Origin of the sequence: Ignatzschineria ureiclastica (assembly GCF_003121845.1) — a bacterium.
Lineage (GTDB): Bacteria > Pseudomonadota > Gammaproteobacteria > Cardiobacteriales > Wohlfahrtiimonadaceae > Ignatzschineria > Ignatzschineria ureiclastica.
Genome location: NZ_QEWQ01000004.1, coordinates 324,550 through 347,810 on the forward strand (window position 1 = coordinate 324,550; position 23,261 = coordinate 347,810).

The 23,261-nt window shown below is 40.8% G+C and carries 14 protein-coding genes; 9 read left to right on the forward strand and 5 right to left on the reverse strand.

Annotation, left to right across the window (positions count from 1 at the left end; all coding sequences use genetic code 11):
* Window positions 1–76 precede the first annotated feature (76 nt).
* Together hrpA and DC083_RS07010 are read right to left on the reverse strand one after the other, a co-directional pair.
* Window positions 77–4,177 carry an ATP-dependent RNA helicase HrpA gene (gene hrpA / locus DC083_RS07005; RefSeq protein WP_109189501.1) on the reverse strand — a complete coding sequence of 1,367 codons (4,101 nt, stop codon included), beginning with the start codon at window positions 4,175–4,177 and terminating at the stop codon, window positions 77–79.
* 342 nt (window positions 4,178–4,519) lie between these two features.
* Entirely contained in the window at window positions 4,520–4,930 is a 411-nt protein-coding gene (locus DC083_RS07010; RefSeq protein WP_109189502.1) for a hypothetical protein, read from the reverse strand.
* 349 nt (window positions 4,931–5,279) lie between these two features.
* Here DC083_RS07010 and DC083_RS07015 point away from each other — a divergent pair, with 349 nt between their 5' ends.
* The 8 genes from DC083_RS07015 to narI all read left to right on the forward strand — a co-directional run bounded on the left by DC083_RS07015 (window position 5,280) and on the right by narI (window position 18,040).
* Window positions 5,280–7,172: a histidine kinase gene (locus DC083_RS07015; RefSeq protein ID WP_109189503.1), complete on the forward strand. Its 1,893-nt coding sequence runs from the start codon at window positions 5,280–5,282 to the stop codon at window positions 7,170–7,172.
* Window positions 7,173–7,268: 96 nt separating this feature from the next.
* Entirely contained in the window at window positions 7,269–7,970 is a 702-nt protein-coding gene (locus tag DC083_RS07020; RefSeq protein ID WP_109189504.1) for a response regulator, read from the forward strand.
* Window positions 7,971–8,125: 155 nt separating this feature from the next.
* On the forward strand, window positions 8,126–9,352 hold the full coding sequence (locus DC083_RS07025) for an MFS transporter (RefSeq protein ID WP_109189505.1): 1,227 nt from the start codon (window positions 8,126–8,128) through the stop codon (window positions 9,350–9,352).
* A gap of 175 nt (window positions 9,353–9,527) precedes the next feature.
* Window positions 9,528–10,898: an MFS transporter gene (locus tag DC083_RS07030; RefSeq protein WP_109189506.1), complete on the forward strand. Its 1,371-nt coding sequence runs from the start codon at window positions 9,528–9,530 to the stop codon at window positions 10,896–10,898.
* A gap of 306 nt (window positions 10,899–11,204) precedes the next feature.
* On the forward strand, window positions 11,205–14,918 hold the full coding sequence (locus DC083_RS07035) for a nitrate reductase subunit alpha (RefSeq protein ID WP_109189507.1): 3,714 nt from the start codon (window positions 11,205–11,207) through the stop codon (window positions 14,916–14,918).
* A gap of 181 nt (window positions 14,919–15,099) precedes the next feature.
* Complete coding sequence (gene narH, locus DC083_RS07040) at window positions 15,100–16,650, forward strand: nitrate reductase subunit beta (protein ID WP_026878029.1); 1,551 nt, start codon at window positions 15,100–15,102, stop codon at window positions 16,648–16,650.
* A 9-nt stretch (window positions 16,651–16,659) separates the two neighbouring features.
* Window positions 16,660–17,337 carry a nitrate reductase molybdenum cofactor assembly chaperone gene (gene narJ, locus DC083_RS07045; protein ID WP_109189508.1) on the forward strand — a complete coding sequence of 226 codons (678 nt, stop codon included), beginning with the start codon at window positions 16,660–16,662 and terminating at the stop codon, window positions 17,335–17,337.
* 10 nt (window positions 17,338–17,347) lie between these two features.
* Window positions 17,348–18,040 (forward strand): respiratory nitrate reductase subunit gamma, encoded by a 693-nt coding sequence (narI, locus tag DC083_RS07050; RefSeq protein WP_109189509.1) that lies wholly within the window; start codon window positions 17,348–17,350, stop codon window positions 18,038–18,040.
* A 133-nt stretch (window positions 18,041–18,173) separates the two neighbouring features.
* Here the strand turns inward: narI and DC083_RS07055 are convergent, their stop codons facing one another.
* On the reverse strand, window positions 18,174–19,058 hold the full coding sequence (locus DC083_RS07055; RefSeq protein WP_109189510.1) for an Abi family protein: 885 nt from the start codon (window positions 19,056–19,058) through the stop codon (window positions 18,174–18,176).
* A gap of 2 nt (window positions 19,059–19,060) precedes the next feature.
* A complete protein-coding gene (gene hydA, locus DC083_RS07060; protein WP_109189511.1) occupies window positions 19,061–20,467 on the reverse strand; it encodes a dihydropyrimidinase in 1,407 nt (468 codons plus the stop codon).
* A gap of 407 nt (window positions 20,468–20,874) precedes the next feature.
* Between hydA and DC083_RS07065 the strand changes: the two genes are divergently transcribed.
* Window positions 20,875–21,453, forward strand: a complete 579-nt coding sequence (locus DC083_RS07065) for a lipocalin family protein (RefSeq protein ID WP_109189512.1) — start codon at window positions 20,875–20,877, stop codon at window positions 21,451–21,453.
* A 132-nt stretch (window positions 21,454–21,585) separates the two neighbouring features.
* Here the strand turns inward: DC083_RS07065 and DC083_RS07070 are convergent, their stop codons facing one another.
* Window positions 21,586–22,941, reverse strand: coding sequence for a YjiH family protein (locus DC083_RS07070; RefSeq protein WP_229822339.1), 1,356 nt, complete (start codon window positions 22,939–22,941; stop codon window positions 21,586–21,588).
* Window positions 22,942–23,261 lie beyond the last annotated feature (320 nt).

Genomic DNA, 23,261 nt, shown 5'->3' on the forward strand with positions numbered 1-23,261 from the left:
CCAAACATAATCCACAATATCACATCCCTACATATTCACATTCTATATATTTATATTATACGCTTAATAACTCATATCACTGATAACTACTATTTTTCATCATCAGATCAATCTCTTCCCACGTCTTATCCAGTCGTTTTTCAGAGACGGTGATAATCGTCTTCATAGGCTGCGCAAAGAAAGAAACTGCTTGTTCTTCAATCATCCAACGGTACTCTTCTAATATTGCAGGGAGCTCTTCTCGCTTCGCAAAAAAGGCTTTTGCCGCTTCATATTGCGCTAAATGCCGCTGAATGATCTTCGATTGCATTTGATCCCTTGCCATATTTTGTGGAAAGCGCTCAATACGTAACACTAAAGCCTCTAAGAAACGAGGAATTTCATTACGCCATACTTTCGGGGTTTCACTAATAAAATTGGCATAGATAAGGCGATCAAGCGCCTTTTGTACCTCTTTTTCAATGAGCGCTCGATTCATTGGGTGTAGTTGATTGAGTTGATCTCGTACCGCTTTCACTTTTTCAAAAATAGTGACAATGAGTGCACTCAATTGAGTGGCATCCGCCACAATCTCTTTACGCATTGTAGCTACAATCGTTTCAAAGTGTGCTGCATCTCTCGGCAATGCTTGCGATGAGAGAGAATCTCGGATAATCGCTCGCATTAAATCCTCTTGTAGCAATGTTTCATTCCCTACTTGTCGGAACATCAAGACCAACTTTCCAAATTGTGGCCACTGCTTTCGTAGATATTTCACCTGTTCGTGAAGCGCTTTGAGTACCAATTGTGTTAAGGCTTCCAAATGCATTGTCTCTGCGACAAATGGGCGATCAAAAAGCTGTTTCTCTAATCGAATCGGTTGCCCATCAATCACTCGAAGTGCGGGATATCCCGTCAATTCAATACCATTTCTCACGAAACGTTCTTCGCTAGGTAATTGCCAATGCTCTAACGTGAATGCTGACTCTACTGATTGAGTTGAGTGATGTTTAGAGCCTTTTCCTGCTCGATCTTGCAGATCAATTACTCGGTCAGAATGTTGAGTGTGATCAATCTCATCTTGACGACTGTTTTTCCCTCTCTTCCGTTTGCCTTTTTCTTCCCCTTTCTCCCAAGCATCTGCCAATTTTTTAAAAGCATTTTCCGCTTTTCCTCGTAATTTTTCAGTTAAGAGCGAAAGATCACGCCCTTCGGCAATGGTTTTCCCACCAGTATCAATTACTCGAATATTCATTCGAAGATGACGATCAAGCGCCGTTTCATCAAAGAAATGGGGTTCAATCTGAATGCCCGAACGGCGAGTCAGATATTCGGCAATTTGGAAATAGAGATTCCCTTCTCCAAATTCAAATGTCTGTAACATCGCCTCTACAACATCCGGCAATGGTACAAAGTGTTTACGAAGTGATCGGGGCAACGTGCGGATAATTTCTGTCACTTTCTCTTTTAATAATCCCGGCACAAGCCAATCTAATCTTGTTTTATTGAGTAGATTAAGCGCCGCTAAAGGCACAAGTAGCGTCATTCCATCGTGTTCAGAAGCAGGATCAAAGAGATAGATCGCATTTAATTTCAATTGACCAAAATGAATCACTGCCGGGAAATCTTCTAGATTGAGGCTCTCATCATTTTCTAAAATATCGGCTTCCGTAAAGATTAAGGAATCATTATTCTTCCGATTTTTACACCATTTTTCGAGAGAAGCCACAGAGTAGATATCTTGAGGAATCCGATTATTATACCACTCAAAGAGCTTCCACTCTTCAATGAGAATATCCCGGCGACGTGTCTTCTCCTCCATTTCAGCGACTTTTTCAATCGTTTTTTGATTCATTCGATAAAAGTGCGCTCGGGTATTGATTTCGCCCTCCACTAATCCTTCGCGAATAAGAAGCTCTCGAGAAATCTCCGGTTTAATTTTACCGAATGAGACCACTCGATTTTTGATAATCGCAAGATTAAAGAGGCGAACCGTTTCGTGTGCCGCTGCTTGCCCTTGTTGTTTGCTCCAATGGGGCTCGGTATACTCTTTTTTAAGTAGATGTGCGCCTAATCGCTCAATCCATTCTGGCTGAATCAATGCATTAACACGAGCATAAATTTGACTTGTCTCGACAATTTCAAGGGACATCAACCACTTTGGCGGTTTTTTAAAGAGTGCAGATCCCGGGAAAATACGATATTTCCGACCATTTGCACCACTATATAGTTTATCTTCCCCAAGCTCTCCAATTTGATCTAAGATCCCAACCAATATGGCTTGATGAATCTTCTCTTCATTAAATTTCGGAAAACAATACTCGCCCTCTTTTACACCACTTGGTTGATTATTGGGGTCATTGTCTGGAAATGGATTGAGATGAAATGAAATCTTCTTCATCACGCTCTTGAGCTGTTGATAGAGATCAAACCATTCCCGCATCCGCATAAAATTGAGAAAATGGGTTCGAGACACTTTGCGCATCTGATTTTGACTCTCTTTTTGTGCCTTTGTCTGATACCAAGCCCATAAATTCAGTAGAGAAATATAGTCAGAATGGGGCGCTTTAAAGAGACGATGTTTCTCATCGGATTGTTGCTGAAACTCAAGTGGACGTTCCCTAGGATCTTGAATCGAAAGACCGGCAACTAATACTAATAATTCGTGCCCTACACCCTCATTTCCCCCTTGGATCAGCATCGCACCAAATTTAGGATCAATCGGAATTTTAGCGAGTGTCTTTCCAAGCGGTGTAAGCGAGCCATTGTCTCGAACCGCTTTCAACTCTTTAAGCGTCTGAAACCCTTCTTTAATTTGCCGGGAATCAGGCATCTCAATAAAGGGGAACACTTCTGGATTCCCTAGACGCAGATGTCCCATTTGCAAAATTACCGAGGCTAGATGTGTCCGTAAAATTTCAGGATCTAAAAACTCTGGTCTATTCGCAAAATCTTCTTCGCTATAGAGTCGAATCGCAATTCCCTCGGCAACACGACCGCAACGACCTGAACGCTGATTAGCAGAGGCTTGTGAAATGGGTTCCACTAATAAACTCTGCAATCGAGTACGCGGATTATACCGGCTGACCCTCGCAACGCCACTATCAATGACATAACGAATACGAGGCACAGTAATCGAAGTTTCAGCCACATTAGTGGCTAAAACAATGCGTTTTCGTCCACTAGGCGAGAAAATCTTCTGTTGCTCTGCCTGACTTAAACGGGAAAAGAGTGGTAAAACATCATAATCGTGAAAGGCTTTACGTAGCAGATCTGCGGTTTCTAAAATCTCCCGCTCTCCTGGTAGAAAGACTAAAATATCGCCGGGTTTTTCAGCTTGTAATTCTTGAACCGCTTGGACAATCCCCTCTTCTATCTCAATGGGATCATTCTCATCTTCTTCGCCCAGATGAAGATCACGATAGCGAATCTCCACCGGGAATGTTCGCCCTGAGACTTCGATAATGGGCGCTTTTTCAGCCCCACCAAAATAGTGAGAGAATCGTTCAGGATCGATGGTTGCCGAAGTGATAATGAGCTTAAGGTCAGGACGGCGCGGTAAAATATTTTTCAAAATACCTAAGAGAAAATCGATATTAAGGCTTCGCTCGTGCGCTTCATCGATAATGATCACTTCATACTGATTTAGAAAACGATCGTGCGTCAACTCTGTGAGTAAAATCCCGTCGGTCATTAACTTTAAAACGGTTTTATCATCGGTCTTATCATTAAACCGCATTTTATAACCAACAAAATCCCCCAAAGGACGTTGCAACTCATCGGCAATTCTCTCTGCTACCGAGTGCGCGGCTAGACGGCGAGGCTGAGTATGGCCAATAAGCCCTCGTGCGCCGAGTCCCATTTCTAAGCAGAATTTCGCCAATTGAGTTGTTTTACCTGAACCTGTTTCCCCGCAAACAATCACTACTTGATGTGATTGAAGCGCCTCGATAATCTGCGTTCGTGCTTGATAGATCGGCAACTCTTTTTGATAATTAAGCGCCGGAAAAGAAGCTTTGATCTGATCAGTTTTACTCACAGATGCAACAATACGCGTTTTTAATGCCGTAATATCCTGCCCTTCAATTTGATCTTGACGCTTTAAATCCCGCAATGCTCGGCGCAATGAATAACTATCTTGCGTTTGGGCAAAAGGTAGTAAAGCTTCTAATTGGGCAATCTCTTTTCTAATATCCATTCTATCTCTTATTAATACGCAAAAACGCTATTCTCAAGGTTAGGTAATCTGTTACAAACCTCTCATTCTATCAGTATTCGCATAAGAGATAAAATTTCACAGGGTCTAAAAATAAACGTCTTTTATGAGAGCGTATATCTTTTGATATTGATAATGTGGTTCTTTCAGATTAAGGAAGATATTGGGATTATTAAAGTAAGAGGCTTTAACCCACGTTTGTAGTCGTTTTTGTAAAAATAAAGTATGATGACTAGAAGAACATAACACTATATTAAACAATCCTTGCTAGACGCCTGATAGAATAACCTCCTTGATTGCTTATAACTGGTGTGCCGGCATATATTATGATAGAGCCCAATAATTCTCTATCGCCGGGAAAAGGGATCGCTCCTCAAAACGAGTATGCGCAATCAGTAATGTTCCTAAATCAATTAACTCATTGAGCGTCCACTCATTCCGTAACAAGATTTGTCGTAATTGCTGATGCTCTGCTTGGAATTGATGATTGAAATGTTGATCTGACCATTGATCTAAAATGGGTTGAAGTAATCGCTCTTCTTCAGCAAAGTGATTCAATAAGGAAGCTCTATCTTCATTCACTGCTCTATTTGCCGATTCTAATAGTGCCTGAATCTGTTTTAACGTTATCGCAGGATCAGCCTCAATCTCTGTTAATCGTCGTAGGTAATTTCCGAGCTTTAAAGTTTGATGGTGTTCTTTGGAAAAAGGGATCAAGCGGGGATCTCGTTTCATAGAATCTCCTGTTAAATTAATATTATTGTTGAGGGTATATACAGCTGATCTAGTGAGCACCCCACACTAAACCCACGTTTGTAGTCATTTTAAATAGATCTCAATCGTGTCAACTAGATCATTAAACCATTGTCTATTGATCTTAGACTTAACCTTAGACATTGAATCATTGGCATTTAATCATAAAGACGCGCACTTGCCTATCCTCTAAAGAATTAGCCTTCACTTAGGCTTTAGAATAAGTGCTATTTATCCATAAAATTGTTACGCTAGAGTATAATCCCTAACTTGTTGAATTTAACTCTCACTCTACAACCCTCTCTATATCCCTCTATAAATAAGATCGAATATGACCTATTTTGATAAGATTCGCCAAAAGCCACACAAACTCTCGACCGTCTTAATGACGCTAATTAGTATTTGGCTCATTGGGGCAATTTTGATTGTTGGATTATCGCTGAATATCTCTTGGCGTTTAGAAGAGATGGGGGTTGCGATCAATGATTCTGGTAGTCTGCGTAAACGGGTCTTTCATATTATGATGCTTGCCAGCAATCAAGAGCCCGAAGCAGATATTCTGCACGAAGTGAGTAACTTTAAGAAAGTCGCGGAACAACTGAGGGATATTCCTGAACAAAACTTTTTTGATCACCAAAGACACAATAAATTAAACCTAGAGATCAGCCGTATTGAAATCGCACTCGATCAATTTATCCAAAAACAACGCGCAGGTTTCCCGATCTCGACCATTGAATATCGACAAACCGCGGAACAGCTGGCGAATCAAATTAGTGGTGTTGTAGCTATTATTGAACAGGATAATACCGAGAGTATTGAACGATTACGGATTTTGCAGATGCTCTTGATTATAATGGCACTTCTCTCTGCCGTTGCTTCTTCCCGATTACTGCGCAGATTAGTGATTCTGCCACTGAATCAACTCTATCGTGGGATCGATCATTTGACGCAAGGGCGCTTAGGGACTCAAGTCTCTGTAGAGCTCAATAATGAGTTTGCAACTGTGGCAGATGGATTTAATATTATGAGCGCAAGACTCAAAGAACTTTACGATCATCTTGAAGATAAAGTTGCCGATAAAACGCAAGCGCTGAGTCAACGTAACGAAGAGTTACTATTTCTCTATGAAACAACAACATTAATTCAAAATGCAACAGATCAGGAAGCCCTAATGACGCAATTCTTACAGAAAATTGTAGAATATGGCAACGCGCAATCGGGATCTATTCGTCTACTCAATAAAAATAGGCACCAATTAGAGATCTTAGCGGAAGAGAATCTCCCGGATATTATCAAAGACGCGAATCATTGCAACATTCTCAATCACTGCTATTGTGGTAAAGGTCTCTATGAGGGAAATTTCGTCATTCATAAACGAGGCGATCGTGACAATAGTGCCCGTTTACTTTGTCAAGATTATATCTCAGATTACCTAGTCACCATTCCTATTCATCATATGGATGAAAAACTCGGGGTTATTACGCTCTACTTTGAGACAGAAGATGCATTAACAGAAGAACTTGCGCAACTGATCGAAACAGTGACAGCTCAATTTGCAATGGCATTGGTAAAAATACGACTGACCGCCTTAGATAAACAACTCGCTATTTTAGAAGAACGTAATCATTTAGCACAAGGCTTGCACGATAGTATTGCCCAATCATTAGCCTTTATCAAAATGCAACTTCCCCTCTTAGAGCGGGCTTTAACTGAGGAGAATCATCCCTTACAGCAACAGACCCTCTCCTTTATTAAAGAGGGTATTGAAGAGTGCTATTTAGATATTCGGGAATTACTCTCTAATTTTAGGGTTCGCATTGCGCAAGGCTCCTTTGCTAATACTATTCACTCAGTTATTGAACGCTTTGAGCACCAATATCATCTGACGGTTAAAAGCCATATTACATCGATGATTGATCTCTCTCCTGAGGCACAATTACAAGCGATCTTCATTTTACAAGAAGCGCTCTCCAATATTCGTAAACACGCGCAAGCATCAGAAGTATCTGTCACTATCACCCAAGATGAGAAGATTTTTCAGATGATCATAGCAGATAATGGCGTAGGATTTGATCTTGCGCAATTGAATGAGTTTGAGAAACAAGGTCATCTTGGCACAAAAATTATGCGTGAACGCATTCAAAAAGTGGGGGGCGAATTACAATTTAAGCAGAACATTCCACAAGGAACGGTGGTTGATGTGACAATTCAACGATCTATTTGATACCCTATGTTGAATAGACGTATATTGAATAGATAATGACTCCATTAATCACTGAATCAAATACTTTTCACACGATAAGCAATTAAAAGGCTGGATATGCATTCCATTACGCAAAATAGAGAGAGTCAAGATAGAGAGGCTCACGATAAAATTAAAATCATCCTTGTGGATGATCATCCCCTTTTTCGTAAAGGGTTACGTTTTATCATTGAATCTGATCCACGCTATCAAGTGATTGGCGAAGCAACTGATGGATTAGAGGGGGTTAAGTTAGTAGATACGCTAATGCCAGATGTGGTTTTGTTAGATGTGGATATGCCCTCGATGAATGGTGTTGAAGCACTCTCTCTAATGCTCAATGATCACCCGCAACTAGCGATTATTATGTTGACCGTTTCCGATGATAGTAATGATCTTGCGATGGCAATGAAATATGGCGCTAAAGGCTATCTGCTTAAAAGTATCGATAGTGATTTTCTTCTAAATGCCATTGAGAAAGCAGTTGAGGGGGATAATGTGCTCTCTCCTGAAATGACCAATAAATTGATTGCTCAACTACGCGGTAGCGAACAGCAAAAAGCCGAAGAATCAGCTATTCAATCACTCACGTCAAGAGAACTTGAAGTGCTTAAATGGCTCACAAAAGGAATCAGCAATAAAGAGATTGCGCGTAAAATGGATGTTACCGAAAGCACTGTCAAAGTCCACGTACAAAATGTTTTAAGAAAGCTCAATCTTCAAAGCCGCGTACAAGCTGCGCTCTTTGCTGTTGAAAATCAATTGGAATTTGATGAGTAACATTTGATGAGTAAGACTACTACTTTAGAACTATTTTCCACTTACTCTTTTGCGCAAGAACTATTCCCATTTATGTGAATAGTTTTTTTATACAGAAATCTTATGCTAGAGCCTATGAATAATTTGTTTGTTCACCTCTTCAAAGGGTTTCTATTATGGTCACACATAAAACACAATCTTATATTGTTTTAGCCAGTAGCACCGGTGCTTTTACTGTCTGCTTTATGATTTGGATGATCTTTTCGGTATTAGGATTACCGATTAAAGAGAGTTTAGGTCTTAACGCCACTCAATTTGGGCTATTGACTGCAATGCCGGTCTTATCGGGTTCGCTCTGTCGTATTCCATTGGGAATGATGACTGATCGTTATAGTGCTCGTGCGGTATTTGCTGTTTTAATGCTAATCTGTATTCCGCCACTTCTGTTAATGCCCTATGCTACCCAATATTACCACTTTCTACTGATCAGCTTATGGTTGGGGTTAATTGGTGGCTCATTCTCAGTAGGAACGCCTTATGTGGCACGCTGGTTTCCGAAAGAGCGACAAGGTTTAGCGATGGGAATTTTTGGTGCCGGCAATGCCGGTGCCGCACTGAATAAACTTATTGCGCCCACTTTAATTGGTCTCTTCGGCTGGACTTTTGTGCCTAATAGCTATGCCGTTATTCTACTGATTACAGTCATTCTCTTTTGGATCTTTAGTTATCCCACACCGAAAGCAACACAAAAAGGCACCGTCTCTCTTCAAGATCAATTACGTTTAATGAAGAATAAAGATGTCTTGAAATATAGCCAATATTACTCCGTCGTCTTTGGCGGTTATGTAGGGCTATCTCTCTGGATGGTAAGCTACTATGTCGATGAGTATGGATTTTCGCTTGCTAGTGCGGCGTTATTAGCGGCTTGCTTCTCATTACCCGGCGGCGTACTACGGGCTTTTGGCGGTTGGTTATCTGATAAATATGGAGCTTATAAAGTGACTTGGGCGGTAATGTGGGTCTGTTGGGTCGCTTTTTTCATAATGTCTTACCCACAAACTGCAATGATCATTGAGACGGTTAATGGTCCATTTTCTCTTAACATTGGTCTTAATGCCTTTTTCTTTACGCTTTTAATCTTCATTGTCGGTATTGCGCTAGCGATTGGTAAAGCCTCTGTCTTTAAATTTATCGCCGATGATTTCCCTGATGAGATCGGCACGGTTTCCGGCATTGTCGGTTTAGCAGGCGGTTTAGGTGGATTTTTACTCCCTATCCTCTTTGGTGCCTTAGTTGATATTACCGGCATTCGTTCAAGTTCTTTTATGTTGATGTATGGTGCTGTATCGATCAGCCTAATCTGGATGCATTTTAGTTTCAAGCAACATCGTTCAACCCACTGATCAAATTAGGTCAGCTAAGTCAATTAGGCCCATTAAACAATAAACAATAATCTCACACACCTCAAAATATCTCAGCTTTATGCACTCAATATGATAAAGCCATTTTATAAAATCATAAGATCGTAAAAAGATCATAAAACCTTTGTATCCTTTCACTTCTCATAGGAGCTATACAATGAGTAAATTATTAACCAATTGGCAACCCGAGAATCCCCAATTTTGGGAAAAAGAGGGACGGAAAATTGCCAAGCGAAATCTCTGGATCTCTATTCCTGCCCTCTTACTCGCCTTTGCAATCTGGCAAGTCTGGAGTGTTACAGTGATCAAATTACCTAGCGTAGGTTTTACCTATAGTGCTAATGAGCTCTTCTGGCTCGCCTCACTGCCGGCACTTTCAGGGGCAACGCTTCGTATCTTCTACTCCTTTGTCGTCCCTATTTTTGGGGGAAGACGTTGGACCGTCATCTCAACTGCAAGCTTACTTATCCCTGCCATTGGGCTAGGGTTTGCGGTACAAGATCCAACAACCCCTTATAGCTGGATGTTTATCCTCGCTCTACTTTGTGGCTTTGGAGGGGCAAACTTTAGCTCTTCGATGTCTAATATCAGCTTCTTCTTTCCTAAATCAGAGAAAGGGGGTGCAATGGGATTAAATGCCGGTCTTGGTAACTTAGGGGTCTCAGTAGTACAATTTGTTGTCCCACTAGTGATTACAACTGGAATGTTTGCTGTCATTACTGGGGAACCGCAAGTCATTCAATCAGAGAATGGAACTAGCTATTTATGGTTACAAAATGCCGGATTTATTTGGGTACCGTTCATTCTACTCTCAACGCTATTAGCTTACTTTGGAATGAATGATATTGGGAATATTAATTCCTCATTTAAAGAGCAATCCATTATCTTCAAACGCACCCATAACTGGCTCCTCTGCTGGCTCTATATTGGTGTATTTGGCTCTTTTATTGGGTTCTCTGCTGCTTTTCCGCTTCTTACAACACAATCATTCCCTACAATTGACCCTATGAAATATGCATTCTTAGGTCCTCTCGTAGGCGCTATTACCCGTGTCATAGGGGGTTGGTTGTCAGATAAAATCTCACCGGCACTGATTACCGGAGTAAGCTTCCTTTTAATGATTGTTGGTAGTATCGGCATTATCTTAGCCTTACCGAATGGGAGTAGTACAGGTAGTTTTACCCTTTTCTTCTGGAGCTTTATGTTGATCTTCTTCTTTAGCGGTATTGGTAACGGATCTACATTTGCCCAAGCACCTCGTGTATTTGCGCTCTTTCATCAAAAAGTACTGAAAGAGAACGGCGATCAAGCCAACATTCAAGCGACCAAAGAATCCGCAACTGTGGTCGGTTTTATGGGCGCAATTGGGGCTTACGGTGGATTTTTAATTCCCAAAAGCTTCGGGAGCTCTATTGAGATCACCGGTAGCGTTGAAGCGGCACTTATAGGTTTTATCATCTTTTATCTTAGCTGCATTGTAGTCAATTACTACTTCTATATGCGCAAAGGCTCACCTGTCAGTTGTTAATCGACCTCAGTTTTTAGAATCTTTATAATTTTTAGAATTACTCTTCAAGTCCCTCTTAAGGATCATTACTCTATCGAGTTTTAATGCTATCCCTCAATAGCAATAAGATAAGAAAGAGAATGATCCTCTTTTTTATTGCTTAGCCCAAACTGTAAAAAGAATTAGCCATACTAGCCAAAAGTATTAGATAAGGGTAATCCTTCTTCTGCAATAAGTTGCTACTTCATAACAATAGGATTTTAAGGGCAAAACGGTACTATAAAGTCAGCTAAACAGGCTTTCTTTAACCTAGCCCTTGGAGTTGTTATGAGTCACTTTCTTGATCGTTTAAATTTTTTCAGACAAACCAAAGAGACCTTTTCTCACGATCACGGTGCTGTTGTGGCCGAAGATCGTCGTTGGGAAGATGGATATCGTCAACGCTGGCAACACGATAAAATCGTTCGTTCCACACACGGCGTTAACTGTACCGGTTCTTGTAGTTGGAGAATCTTCGTCAAAAGTGGTCTAATCACTTGGGAGATGCAACAGACCGATTACCCTCGCACACGCCCAGATCTTCCGAATCACGAACCTCGTGGCTGTCCTCGGGGGGCATCTTATAGTTGGTATGTCTATTCAGCACAACGGGTCAAATACCCAATGGTGCGTGCAGAGTTAATGCGTCTGTGGAGAAAAGAACGCGCCCATAATAATGCGGTAGAAGCGTGGCGTAATATTACAAGTGATCCTAATTTAAGCAAGCAGTATAAAGCAGTTCGTGGCTTAGGGGGATTCGTTCGTGCCTCGTGGGATGAAGTTTATGAGATCATTGCAGCTGCCAATGCTCACACGATTAAGGAGTATGGACCTGATCGTATCTTTGGCTTCTCCCCCATTCCTGCAATGTCAATGATTAGCTATGCCGCCGGTACTCGTTACCTAAGTCTCTTAGGAGGTGTACCGCTCTCATTCTACGATTGGTATTGTGACCTTCCCCCTTCAAGCCCTCAAATCTGGGGAGAACAGACCGATGTGGCGGAATCTGCCGATTGGTATAATTCCACTTATCTAATGGTATGGGGCTCAAATGTTCCGATGACCCGTACGCCGGATGCCCACTTCTATACAGAAGTACGTTATAAAGGCACCAAAACCGTGGCCGTCTCTTCTGACTATGGTGAAATGGTTAAATTCGGGGATATCTGGCTAGCGCCTAAACAAGGAACCGATGCGGCACTCGCAATGGCAATGGGGCACGTGATCTTAAAAGAATTCCATTTAGAGAATCCTTCAGAATATTTCACTGATTATTGCCGTCGCTTAACTGATATGCCGGTATTAGTGACACTCAAAGAGGAAAATGGCGCGCTACTTCCAAGCTATTACTTGAGAGCAAGTCACATTAATCGCCAACTCGAAGAAGAGAATAATCCTGAATGGAAAACATTAGTATTAGATGAATTATCCGGAGAGATCCGCGCACCTAAAGGTTCTATCGGTTTTAGATGGGGCGAAAAAGGCCGTTGGAATCTACTGCAAGAGACGCGCGATAATACGGAAATTAAAGCGCAACTCACTTTAAAAGAGAATGCCGATGAGATTGTGGGAGTAACCTTCGATTACTTCGGTGGCAAGGATGCTAAATCCACGCTGGTCAAAAATGTACCAGTGAAAAAATTGACCACTGATGAGGGGGAAACACTCTATGTTGCTACTGTTTTTGATCTGCTCTGTGCCAACTACGGTATTGATCGTGGATTTGGTGGCGAGGGTGTTGCCAAAAGTTATGAGGAAGATTGCCCTAATACGCCGGCTTGGCAAGAAAAACATACCGGTGTAAAACCTGAACTCGTCATTCAAGTTGCCCGCGAATTTGCGCAAAATGCCGATGAAACGCACGGTAAAAGTATGGTGATTGTCGGTGCAGGTCTAAACCATTGGTATCATATGGATATGGCTTATCGTGGCATTATCAATATGTTAATGATGTGTGGTTGTATCGGTCAAAGTGGCGGTGGCTGGGCACATTATGTTGGTCAAGAAAAGTTACGTCCACAAACAGGTTGGGCACCTTTAGCCTTTGCCCTTGACTGGAATCGCCCTTCTCGACAAATGAATGGAACCTCGTTCTTCTATGCCCATACTAGTCAATGGCGTCACGAAAAACTCTCTATGGATGAGATCGTTGCACCTTCACACACTGGCGATATGGGGAAAATCTCAACGATCGATTACAATGCAAAAGCTGAACGCCTTGGTTGGTTGCCGTCAGCACCACAATTATCTGAAAATCCGCTTAAAATTACTCAAAAAGCGATAGATGCCGGCGTTGATCCCATTGATTTTACCGTATCCGGTTTAAAATCTGGCAATATCGATATGGCGTGTAACGATCCCGATAATCCGAAAAACTTCCCACGCAATCTGTTTGTATGGCGCTCTAATATTCTTGGCTCTTCGAGTAAAGGTCACGAATACTTCTTAAAATATCTACTTGGTACTCAAAATGCAGTGATGAGCGATGAATCTGATTGCATTAAACCAGAGAATATTAAAGTCCGCCCAGCAGTAGAGGGGAAATTAGATCTTTTAACGGTCTTAGACTTTAGAATGTCTACAACTTGTCTCTATGCGGATATTGTTCTGCCTACGGCAACTTGGTATGAGAAAGATGACTTAAATACCTCTGATATGCATCCCTTTATTCATCCATTGAGTGAAGCTGTACAACCGCTATGGGAGAGTAAGAGTGATTGGGAAATTTATAAAGGGTTAGCGAAAAAATTCTCTGAATTGGGAAAAGAGCATTTAGGCGTTCAAAAAGATTTAGTTTTAACGCCACTAATGCACGATACCCCCCAAGAATTGGGTCAACCTTTTGATGCAAAAGATTGGAAACTTGGAGAATGTGATCCTATTCCCGGAAAAACAATGCCACAAATAACCGTTGTAGAACGTGATTATGGCGCGATTTATGACAAATATACTTCTATTGGCCCCCTACTTGAAAAATTGGGCAATGGCGGTAAAGGTATTAATTGGCAAACCAACGCTGAAGTTGAGCTACTTCGTAAACTCAATAAAACCCGCGATGAGGGTGTAAGTGATCAACAACCTCGATTAGAAACAGCGATTGATGCGGCGGAGATGATTTTAACGCTCGCCCCTGAAACCAATGGTCACGTAGCCGTCAAAGCTTGGGAAGCACTCTCTCAAAATACCGGCATTGATCATACTCATTTAGCGAAACCGCGGGAACACGATGCTATTCGGTTTAGAGATGTTCAAGCGCAACCTCGAAAAATTATCTCTTCTCCTACCTGGTCAGGCGTTGAGAGCGAGGAAGTGAGCTATAACGCGGGCTATACCAATGTGCACGAACTCATTCCTTGGCGCACCATTACAGGCCGTCAGCAATTCTATCAAGATCATCAATGGATGCGTGTCTTTGGCGAGGGATTTGCCAACTATCGCCCTGCCATTGATATGAAAACGACAGATAAGATGCTAGGTCAATATGGCAATGGCCAACCTGAATTAGTATTGAACTTCCTCACACCACATCAAAAATGGGGGATTCACTCAACTTATTCTGACAATATCCGAATGCTGACCCTCTCTCGAGGTGGTCCTCACGTCTGGTTATCAGAAGTCGATGCAGCGAAGATCGGTATTGCCGATAACGACTGGGTCGAAGTCTTCAATGTCAATGGAACGCTCGCTGCACGCACAATCGTTAGCCAACGGATTCCTGAGGGAATGATCTTGATGTACCACGCGCAAGAAAAAATCATCAATGTTCCCGGCGCGGAGATCTCTGGAAAACGGGGTGGTATTCATAACTCTGTAACCAAAATTGTAATGAAGCCAACTCATATGATTGGTGGATATGCGCAACTCTCTTGGGGCTTTAACTACTACGGAACAGTAGGTACCAATCGAGATGAATTAGTGGTCGTAAGAAAAATGTCGAAAGTCGAATGGTTAGATGAAGAAGTGCAATCCACTGAAAGTCTATTACTTGATGATAAGGCTTGATGACCCCGCTCGCTAATGAGCGCAATAGTCAAGAAGTATCAATGGTCATCAATCTAGTGCGATGAAGTAGCCGGTCAGTGACAATCAACAATCCATTAAACAGGCCTGTTGGTCAATAGCTCACCCCTACTTCATCAAACAACTATCGACATCCCACAGATTTCGCAATAAGGAATAAATTATGAAAATTAGAGCACAAATTGGAATGGTTCTAAACCTTGATAAATGTATCGGTTGCCATACCTGTTCAGTTACTTGTAAAAATGTCTGGACCAGCCGAGATGGTGTTGAATATGCTTGGTTCAATAACGTCGAAACCAAACCTGGCATTGGTTACCCTAAAAATTGGGAAGATCAGGAGATTCATAAAGGGGGCTGGGTTCGTAATAAGAAAGGGAAATTACAACTTAAGCAAGGTACGAAATTTAAAGTTCTCGGCAATATCTTTGCTAACCCTAATATGCTTAGCATTGATGATTACTATGAACCTTTCACTTACGATTATGAGCATCTACAAAAAGCGCCAAGAATGAGTACACCTCCTACTGCGCGTCCGATCTCTGCGATTACCGGCGAGAAAATGGAGAAGATTGAGTGGGGGCCAAACTGGGAAGATGACTTAGGTGGCGAATTTAAAAAACGCGCCAAAGATCAGTTATTTGAAGGAATTCAGAAAGATATTTATGGTGCCTTTGAAAATACCTTTATGATGTATCTTCCCCGTCTTTGCGAACACTGTTTGAATCCTGCTTGTGTGGCAAGCTGTCCTGCAGGATCAATCTATAAGCGTGAAGAAGATGGGATCGTTCTTATTGACCAGGACAAATGTCGTGGTTGGAGAATGTGTGTTTCCGGTTGTCCATACAAAAAAATCTACTACAACTGGAAAACAGGTAAATCGGAGAAGTGTATCTTCTGTTTCCCTCGTATCGAGTCAGGTCAACCTACAATCTGTTCAGAAACCTGTGTCGGTCGTATTCGCTATCTTGGCGTATTACTCTATGATGCTGATAAGATTAGTGATGCAGCAAGTACCGAGAATCCCGAAGATCTCTATGAATCACAATTAGATCTCTTCTTAGATCCCAATGATCCTGCTGTTGCAGCGGAAGCGCTTAAACAAGGGATTCCACAAGAGTGGATTGATGCCGCAAAAACATCTCCGGTTTATAAAATGGCTGTTGAGTGGAAAGTGGCATTCCCATTACATCCTGAATATCGTACATTACCGATGGTTTGGTATATTCCACCGCTTTCCCCTATTCAATCAGCTATAGAATCGGGTGTGATTGGTGAAAATGGCTTAATTCCTGATGTAAATGAACTCCGTATTCCCTTGCAATATTTAGCGAATCTCTTAACTGCCGGCGATACCAACCCTATTCTTAAAGCACTCTCGACAATGATTACAATGCGTAAATATATGCGTAATAAGACACTCTATTCGCAAGAACGCGCAGATGAAACACTATTAAATGCGCATTTAAGTGCCAAACAGATCGAAGAGATGTATCAAATTATGGCCATTGCTAACTATGAAGATCGCTTCGTCATTCCAACGACACATAAAGAGCTCGTGGAAGATACCTTTGCAGAAAAAGGCAGCTGTGGCTTCTCATTCGGAAATGGTTGCTCAGGTGGTGTCAGTAAAGAGAGTCTCTTTGGTAATAGTAAAGCCGTTCCTATTAACCTTAATGATCTTCGCAATCGTGCGAAAATTAAACAGCTATAGGAGAAGATTATGTCAACATCTACGAATCTATCTATTTTTAAAGTGCTATCTATCTTACTGCAATATCCAACGCAAACTTGGCTAACAGAGCTACCTGAAATAGAGAGCTATAGTACAGAAACGGATCTACAATCATATCAAACCTTACAACCCCTCTTTGAGCGTCTGCAAGATGATGAGATCACATTACAAACGGAATATGTAGCAACCTTTGATCGCACACCGACCCATTCACTACATCTTTTTGAACATCTACACGGTGAAGATCGGTTGCGTGGCCAAGCGATGGTGGATCTATTAGAAACCTATCGTACAAAAGGTTTTGAGCCTACAGCTAATGAATTGCCAGATTATTTACCCCTTTTCTTAGAGTTCTTAGCGTCTATTCCAAAAGAGGAAGCACTACCGCTCTTAGGGGATGCGATTCACGTGATTCATTATATTGGAGAAAACTTGGCCAAAAACAACTCGCCCTATGCAGCGATTTTTGAGGTGATTGACCGATATTCACCGGTTAAAGCAGAACCTTTAAAAGTCGCACCTATCCGCAATATGGAGGAGGCAATGGAACAATTTGGTCCCAATGCCGAGGGAATAGAACCTCTTCTATCGCACTCTTTTAATCTAGGGAACCACGCGCAAGGATGTGGATCCGCGTCACTTTCCGCTTGTCACAAATGCCAATAAGGGAGGCATTATGAATTATCTTGATACATTTCTCTTTGGGATCTACCCCTACATCGCACTCTCGATCTTCCTCTTTGGTAGCCTTGTACGATTTGATAGAGAGCAATATAGTTGGAAATCTGATTCTAGCCAGCTATTGCAGCCTCAATATCTCCGTCTTGGAAATATTCTCTTTCACTTAGGGATTATTGGTCTCTTTTTAGGGCATTTTGTAGGACTTTTAACACCGGTTCAAGTGTGGGATTTTCTGGGCGTAAGCCATAGCAGTAAGCAAATTCTAGCAATGACTGCCGGTGGTATTATGGGAACAATAGCACTCATTGGTCTTCTGATTCTCATTTATCGTCGTTTTAGCTCGGCGCGTCTTATGGCAACATCAACGTGGCGGGATAAACTAGTCTTAATCTGGATTTTAATAACGCTACTATTAGGCCTTAGCACTATTATTGTCTCCTCACATCATACCGATGGCGAAGAGATGCTCAAACTGATGCATTGGGCGCAATATATTGTCACCTTCCGCGGTGGTGCTGTTGATCTACTTGCCGGCGTAAGCCCGATCTTCAAAGCACATATCTTTATGGGCATTACACTCTTTGTGATCTTCCCCTTTACACGTTTAGTCCATATCTGGAGCGGTATCGGTACCGTTGCATATTTAGGTAGAAGACCTCAATTAGTGAGAAGTCGTCGTTATGAGTAATAACTCACTATGAAGCTTGATCCTATAGATATAATTTTATATAATTGATTACAACAATCCCCCCAACTTCTGCCTAGTTACTATTTTTATAAATAGTTAATCTAGGAACTACAGAATTGGGGGCTATTTTTATCTATTTATTTTTCCATAAGAACCAATTTTCTAATTCCAAATCGGGTTTTAATCCGAGTAGCTGTATATCAATTACCCCATTCTTTGATGTTGGAAATGTCTTTAATAATTCCCAAAACCGATATCCCCAAGAAGAATTTGGACAGATAACCTTTAGCATTCTTTGCATTAAACAAAAATAAAAAAATACTTGGTTATTAGAAAGCTTATGAAACATTGGGTCTTTCATACCTCTTATCTTAGCTCTCCCAATTATATGTCTGTTCCATAATCTTCCGTGATGTGCAGAAATATTTCGTATCACATTAAAAGCGTGTAAATGGGTTTCTAATTGACTTCCTGAAGATAACCGATATTTTCGAGCAATTTTATCTTTATCTCTGATGTCCATATGTTTAAATAATTTAGATAAGGTACCAAAGCTAAAAATTTCACAAGCAACCCAAATAGGGATATTCCCTCCATAATATTCAATGTGATGCTGTATAAATGAATCTTTAGAATCCCTAACAGATTGATTATAACGCTCTTTTGAGAAATTTTTGACCGACAAATGAGCTAAAGGTTCTTTTTTACCTAACAGATAAGAAATATCAACCCTAATGGCTATCTCAATTCGTTCTAAAGCATCTAATGCTAATAGCCTCAATCTTTTATCAAAAATATATAATGAAATCACATCATCAAAATGACTATCTGGTAAAAATCGATTAATAGGCTGTTTATTATGAAGCTGTTTAAATAGATACCAATATCCACTTAGTCGGTAGTAGCCCACACGCTCTAAATATGTCCTAGCTCTTTTTTTATTACTAATGATAAGCCCTCTCTCTTCTAATAAAGAGAGTTGCTCATCAAAACTTTTCCATTGCTTTAGTAATTTCATTTTTACCCCAATACCTCAGGCGAATGCTTCAAGTAATCGAAACAGCGTCCATAAGGCTTAGCATATTGTCGTCTGCCTTGCCCTTTGTCTCCGACAAATTGTCCTTTTTCTGCCATTAAAGTACCTCGTAAAAATACTTGATCAGGTCGACCTTTGACTTTAAAGCCCTCAAAAGCAGAGTAATCAATCCCTTGGTAACTCTCTTTATTAGAGATCACCCCCTCATATTGACTATCCCAAATCACAATATCTGCATCACAGCCAACGGCAATACGCCCTTTATGCGGTAGATTGATCAATTTTGCAGGATTCGTTGCGGTAATCTCAACAAACTTTTGTCGACTAATGCGCCCTGCTTCAACCCCATAAGTCCAAAGCATCATCATCCGTTCTTGCATCCCCGGCACACCATTGGGAATTTTGGCAAAATCGCCATAGCCTGCCTTTTTCTTCTCAAATCCCCCTACTAATGCACAGTGATCAGAGCTCGCTGCAGTTAACCACCCTTTACGAAGCGCATCCCAAAGAGGTTCTTGATTGACTTTATCTCGAATAGGCGGTGCACAGACATATTTTGCCCCCTCGAAATTAGGTAAACCTAAATAGGATTTATCAAGTAAAAGATAATGGGTACAGGTCTCTCCATAGATAGGATATCCGCGGTTATAAGCATCTCGTATCGCTAACATCGAATCTTTAAGTGTCACGTGCACAATAAAGAGCGGAGCGCGCGTTAAAATTGCCATATCGATACCTCGGTGCGTGGCTTCCACTTCAGTAATCGGAAGGCGAGAATAGTAATGATCAATTGTCTGCTCAGGGTGCTCTTTCTCTAAAATCTCAGTAAGATAGGAGATCATATCGGAATTTTCACAATGAAGCATTGTGGTAATGCCATACTTCCGAGCTTCTCGCATACAGTGCATAATCGTTTCATCATTGGAGTAATATTCACTGCCCTTGTATCCCATTAAGAGCTTAATCGTTGAAACCCCGTGCCTTGGCAAATTTTTCACATCATCAAATAATCCTTGATGTCCGCCGCCCATGACCATTGAATGAAAGGCATAATCACAGCTCGCAATCCCGGCAGCTGTTTGATCATGGGCTTCAATCGCTTCACTAAATGTTTCTCCTTCGTGCATCGGTGCAAAATCAATCACTGTCGTTGTCCCGCCAACAAGTGCCGCATGCGTTGTTTCAAATCCTAATCCCCCAAAAGAACCTAAGTGCGTATGCTCATCAATGCCCCCTGGAAGAATATACTTTCCCTTTGCATCGATCACTTGATCTGCGGGTAATTCTGCCTGTGTAATCGCAACAATTTTCTCCCCCTCAATCAAAATATTCCCCTGATATTCATGATCAATATCTACAATCGTGCCATTTTTAATTAAAAGCGTTGCCATATCTGTATTACTCCTTATTCTTCTTTATGAACTTTTTACTTAATCTTACTTCTACAATGATTTATGATGACTACACTTTAGGTCTTGTGCGTTTCAAATCTTAGTGGATTTGGATCTTAAGCTTGGCTTAATAATTCATATTCATAATGGATACTTACCACGGATTTTAAAAAACTATCCATATTGTATATAGCACCAAAAACATTATATATCGCATTATTTTAAATTATAAAAATAAACAAATTGTTAATATTCAATTTTATATTATTAAATACATTTATTTTTATATCAATTAAGAGTATCAATGTATCCTCTCTATCTATCATTAACCGACTTAATAGCTGTATCTAATACCTATTTTATTTATGAATGAATAAATATCCATTTAAGGATTTAAGGACATTACAATGAACAAAAACCGTCTTAAATATTTGGCCTTTTTAACCCTAAGCGCTATTTTAACCTCAGCTACAGCTGCTTCTCTCTCTATCACACCGGTAGAGCCGTTTGATAAACAGCGGTATCTCGGCACTTGGTATGAGATTGCTCGGCTTCCTAATCCTTTTGAAGACAAATGCCAACGCAATATCTCTGCAGAATATACTTTGATAGATAATCAAATTCAGGTGCTCAATCGTTGTGAGTTAGCCGATGGTGTCGAACATGAAGCGGAGGGTCTAGCGACCTTTCAAAATAGAAGTGGCAGTCAACTTTCGGTCAATTTTCTCCCAGCTTGGCTTCGTTGGCTTCCCTTTACCGATGGTGACTATTGGGTGATTCGTGTAGATGATGATTATCAGATCTCTTTAGTGGGCGAACCAAGTGGTGAATATCTCTGGCTTCTAGCTCGTACGCCAAACTTACCAGAAGCGGTCATTCAAGATTATCTACAAACTGCGCAAAATGCCGGTTACGACAATATTGATCAAGTGATCTTTGTGAAAAATGAAGCACAAGCATCGACAGAGGCTCAATCCTCACAATAATCTACGGTCTACTACATTACCTAATTGAATAAATCAATATATGAAGCCCTTTAAGGTCGATCAGGATCTTAAAGGACTCTTTTCAATATGAGATCAAGTTTTCAGGATCTTAAAAAGGTGCTTACAGTGACACTATATCCACCCCATTGCAATTCCTAAACGGAAAGCAATACTCGCCAAAAGAATCGTTAACACTGTACGAATAAACCAAATTAAGACAATTTGCCAAATCTTCAGTGGAATTTTCGTCGCTAAAATACATGGGATAGATCCTGAAAAGAAGAGAATACTACTAATCGAAGTCACTGCCGCAATATAACGAATCGGTAGTTCTGCATCCGTTAATAGAATTGCCGGCAAGAACATCTCGGCTAAGCCTGAGGCAATGGCCCCGCTATGAGTAGTCGCCTCATCAAAGCCCGTCATCCAAAGAAAAGGTTTTAATACCACACCAATCCAATCAAAAAGTGGGGTATATTTCGAAAGGATCAAACCTGTAAATCCAATAGCCAAAATAGAGGGGGCAACAATCGATGACATTCTTAAACCATCACGAAAGTTGAGCCACATCATCTTAAAGACATTAGGGCTACTACGATATTGACTCACCCCTAATCTTGTTGCATGTCGCCATTTCTCATTTTTAGGTGTTTCTGGTAATGGGCTCTTCGCAGTATTATCTAATAGTGAAATCGGCGGTAAGTAGACTGTAATCGTCGTTACAACAAAAGTAATAATAAAAGTACTCCAGAAAAAGAAGTTCCAAGAGCCCATTAATCCAAGTGTCTTCGCCACAATAATCATAAAGGTCGCAGATACCGTAGAGAAACCTGTTGCAATCACAACCGCTTCGCGATGAGAATATTGACCTTGGCGAAATACCCGATCGGTAATCAATAACCCAATAGAATAGCTTCCCACAAATGACGCAACCGCATCAATGGCAGAAGATCCCGGTGTTCTAAAGAGTGGTCGCATTAATTTCTCCATAAATACCGAGATAAATTCTAATAACCCAAAGCCGATTAGAAATGTCAGCGCAATTGCCCCAACCGGAATGAGTAACCCTACCGATAGTGCGAGTTTTTCAAATAGAAAAGGTAACATATCGGGTTTCATCGCCCAAGCAGGTGCCATTTCTGTAAGATAGAGTATTGCAAGAATCAGGCCAATAACTTTAAAGACAGAGAAGATCTGTGCACTCAGTGAGTTACGAAAAGTACCAGTAATATAGGGATAAAATGCCCCAAATGCCATAATTAATAGAATCGAGGTAATGGCTATCGGCCTTAGTTGTTGCGTCACAAATCCGGCAATATGATCGAGTAGAATCGTCTCTTTTCCCCCAATATCAATGGAGACAAAGAAAAAGACAATACCAATCAAACTATATAAAAATAATTTAATTAAAATCCAAGTATCTGATTGTGCAACTTTAGGGCTCAAAGATTTGACCTGCACATCCCCTTGTAATGTCATCTCTTTCATTACATTCCTCCTGTGGTTATGTTGTACTCAGTCATATCGCCGGTATTTTTATCTTTTGCTATAAATCTTTTGCGATATATAGGTCTTCTGTTATAGGTTTATTATTTTTATTACAACGAATATTTTTAGATTTATAGATTATTATTGACAACATGACTTCATCTCAATGTATATACAAGCTCCCTCATTTGTCAATACAATGTGCCTTTATAATGTGACAGTAGAACAAATTTCTCCTAAAAATCGAGAGTGAATCCTTTTAATAAATAGCTATAATCTATTGAAATAATTCAATTTTTATCCAGTTAATGACTATTTTT

Bases quoted from the DNA above. Each gene is read 5' to 3' on its own strand.
- narH (WP_026878029.1), top strand. From the start codon at position 15,100: ATGAAAATTAGAGCACAAATTGGAATGGTTCTAAACCTTGATAAATGT.
- DC083_RS07065 (WP_109189512.1), top strand. From the start codon at position 20,875: ATGAACAAAAACCGTCTTAAATATTTGGCCTTTTTAACCCTAAGCGCT.
- DC083_RS07015 (WP_109189503.1), top strand. From the start codon at position 5,280: ATGACCTATTTTGATAAGATTCGCCAAAAGCCACACAAACTCTCGACC.
- DC083_RS07010 (WP_109189502.1), bottom strand. From the start codon at position 4,930: ATGAAACGAGATCCCCGCTTGATCCCTTTTTCCAAAGAACACCATCAA.
- narI (WP_109189509.1), top strand. From the start codon at position 17,348: ATGAATTATCTTGATACATTTCTCTTTGGGATCTACCCCTACATCGCA.
- DC083_RS07035 (WP_109189507.1), top strand. From the start codon at position 11,205: ATGAGTCACTTTCTTGATCGTTTAAATTTTTTCAGACAAACCAAAGAG.
- hydA (WP_109189511.1), bottom strand. From the start codon at position 20,467: ATGGCAACGCTTTTAATTAAAAATGGCACGATTGTAGATATTGATCAT.
- narJ (WP_109189508.1), top strand. From the start codon at position 16,660: ATGTCAACATCTACGAATCTATCTATTTTTAAAGTGCTATCTATCTTA.
- DC083_RS07055 (WP_109189510.1), bottom strand. From the start codon at position 19,058: ATGAAATTACTAAAGCAATGGAAAAGTTTTGATGAGCAACTCTCTTTA.
- DC083_RS07030 (WP_109189506.1), top strand. From the start codon at position 9,528: ATGAGTAAATTATTAACCAATTGGCAACCCGAGAATCCCCAATTTTGG.
- DC083_RS07020 (WP_109189504.1), top strand. From the start codon at position 7,269: ATGCATTCCATTACGCAAAATAGAGAGAGTCAAGATAGAGAGGCTCAC.
- hrpA (WP_109189501.1), bottom strand. From the start codon at position 4,177: ATGGATATTAGAAAAGAGATTGCCCAATTAGAAGCTTTACTACCTTTT.
- DC083_RS07025 (WP_109189505.1), top strand. From the start codon at position 8,126: ATGGTCACACATAAAACACAATCTTATATTGTTTTAGCCAGTAGCACC.
- DC083_RS07070 (WP_229822339.1), bottom strand. From the start codon at position 22,941: ATGAAAGAGATGACATTACAAGGGGATGTGCAGGTCAAATCTTTGAGC.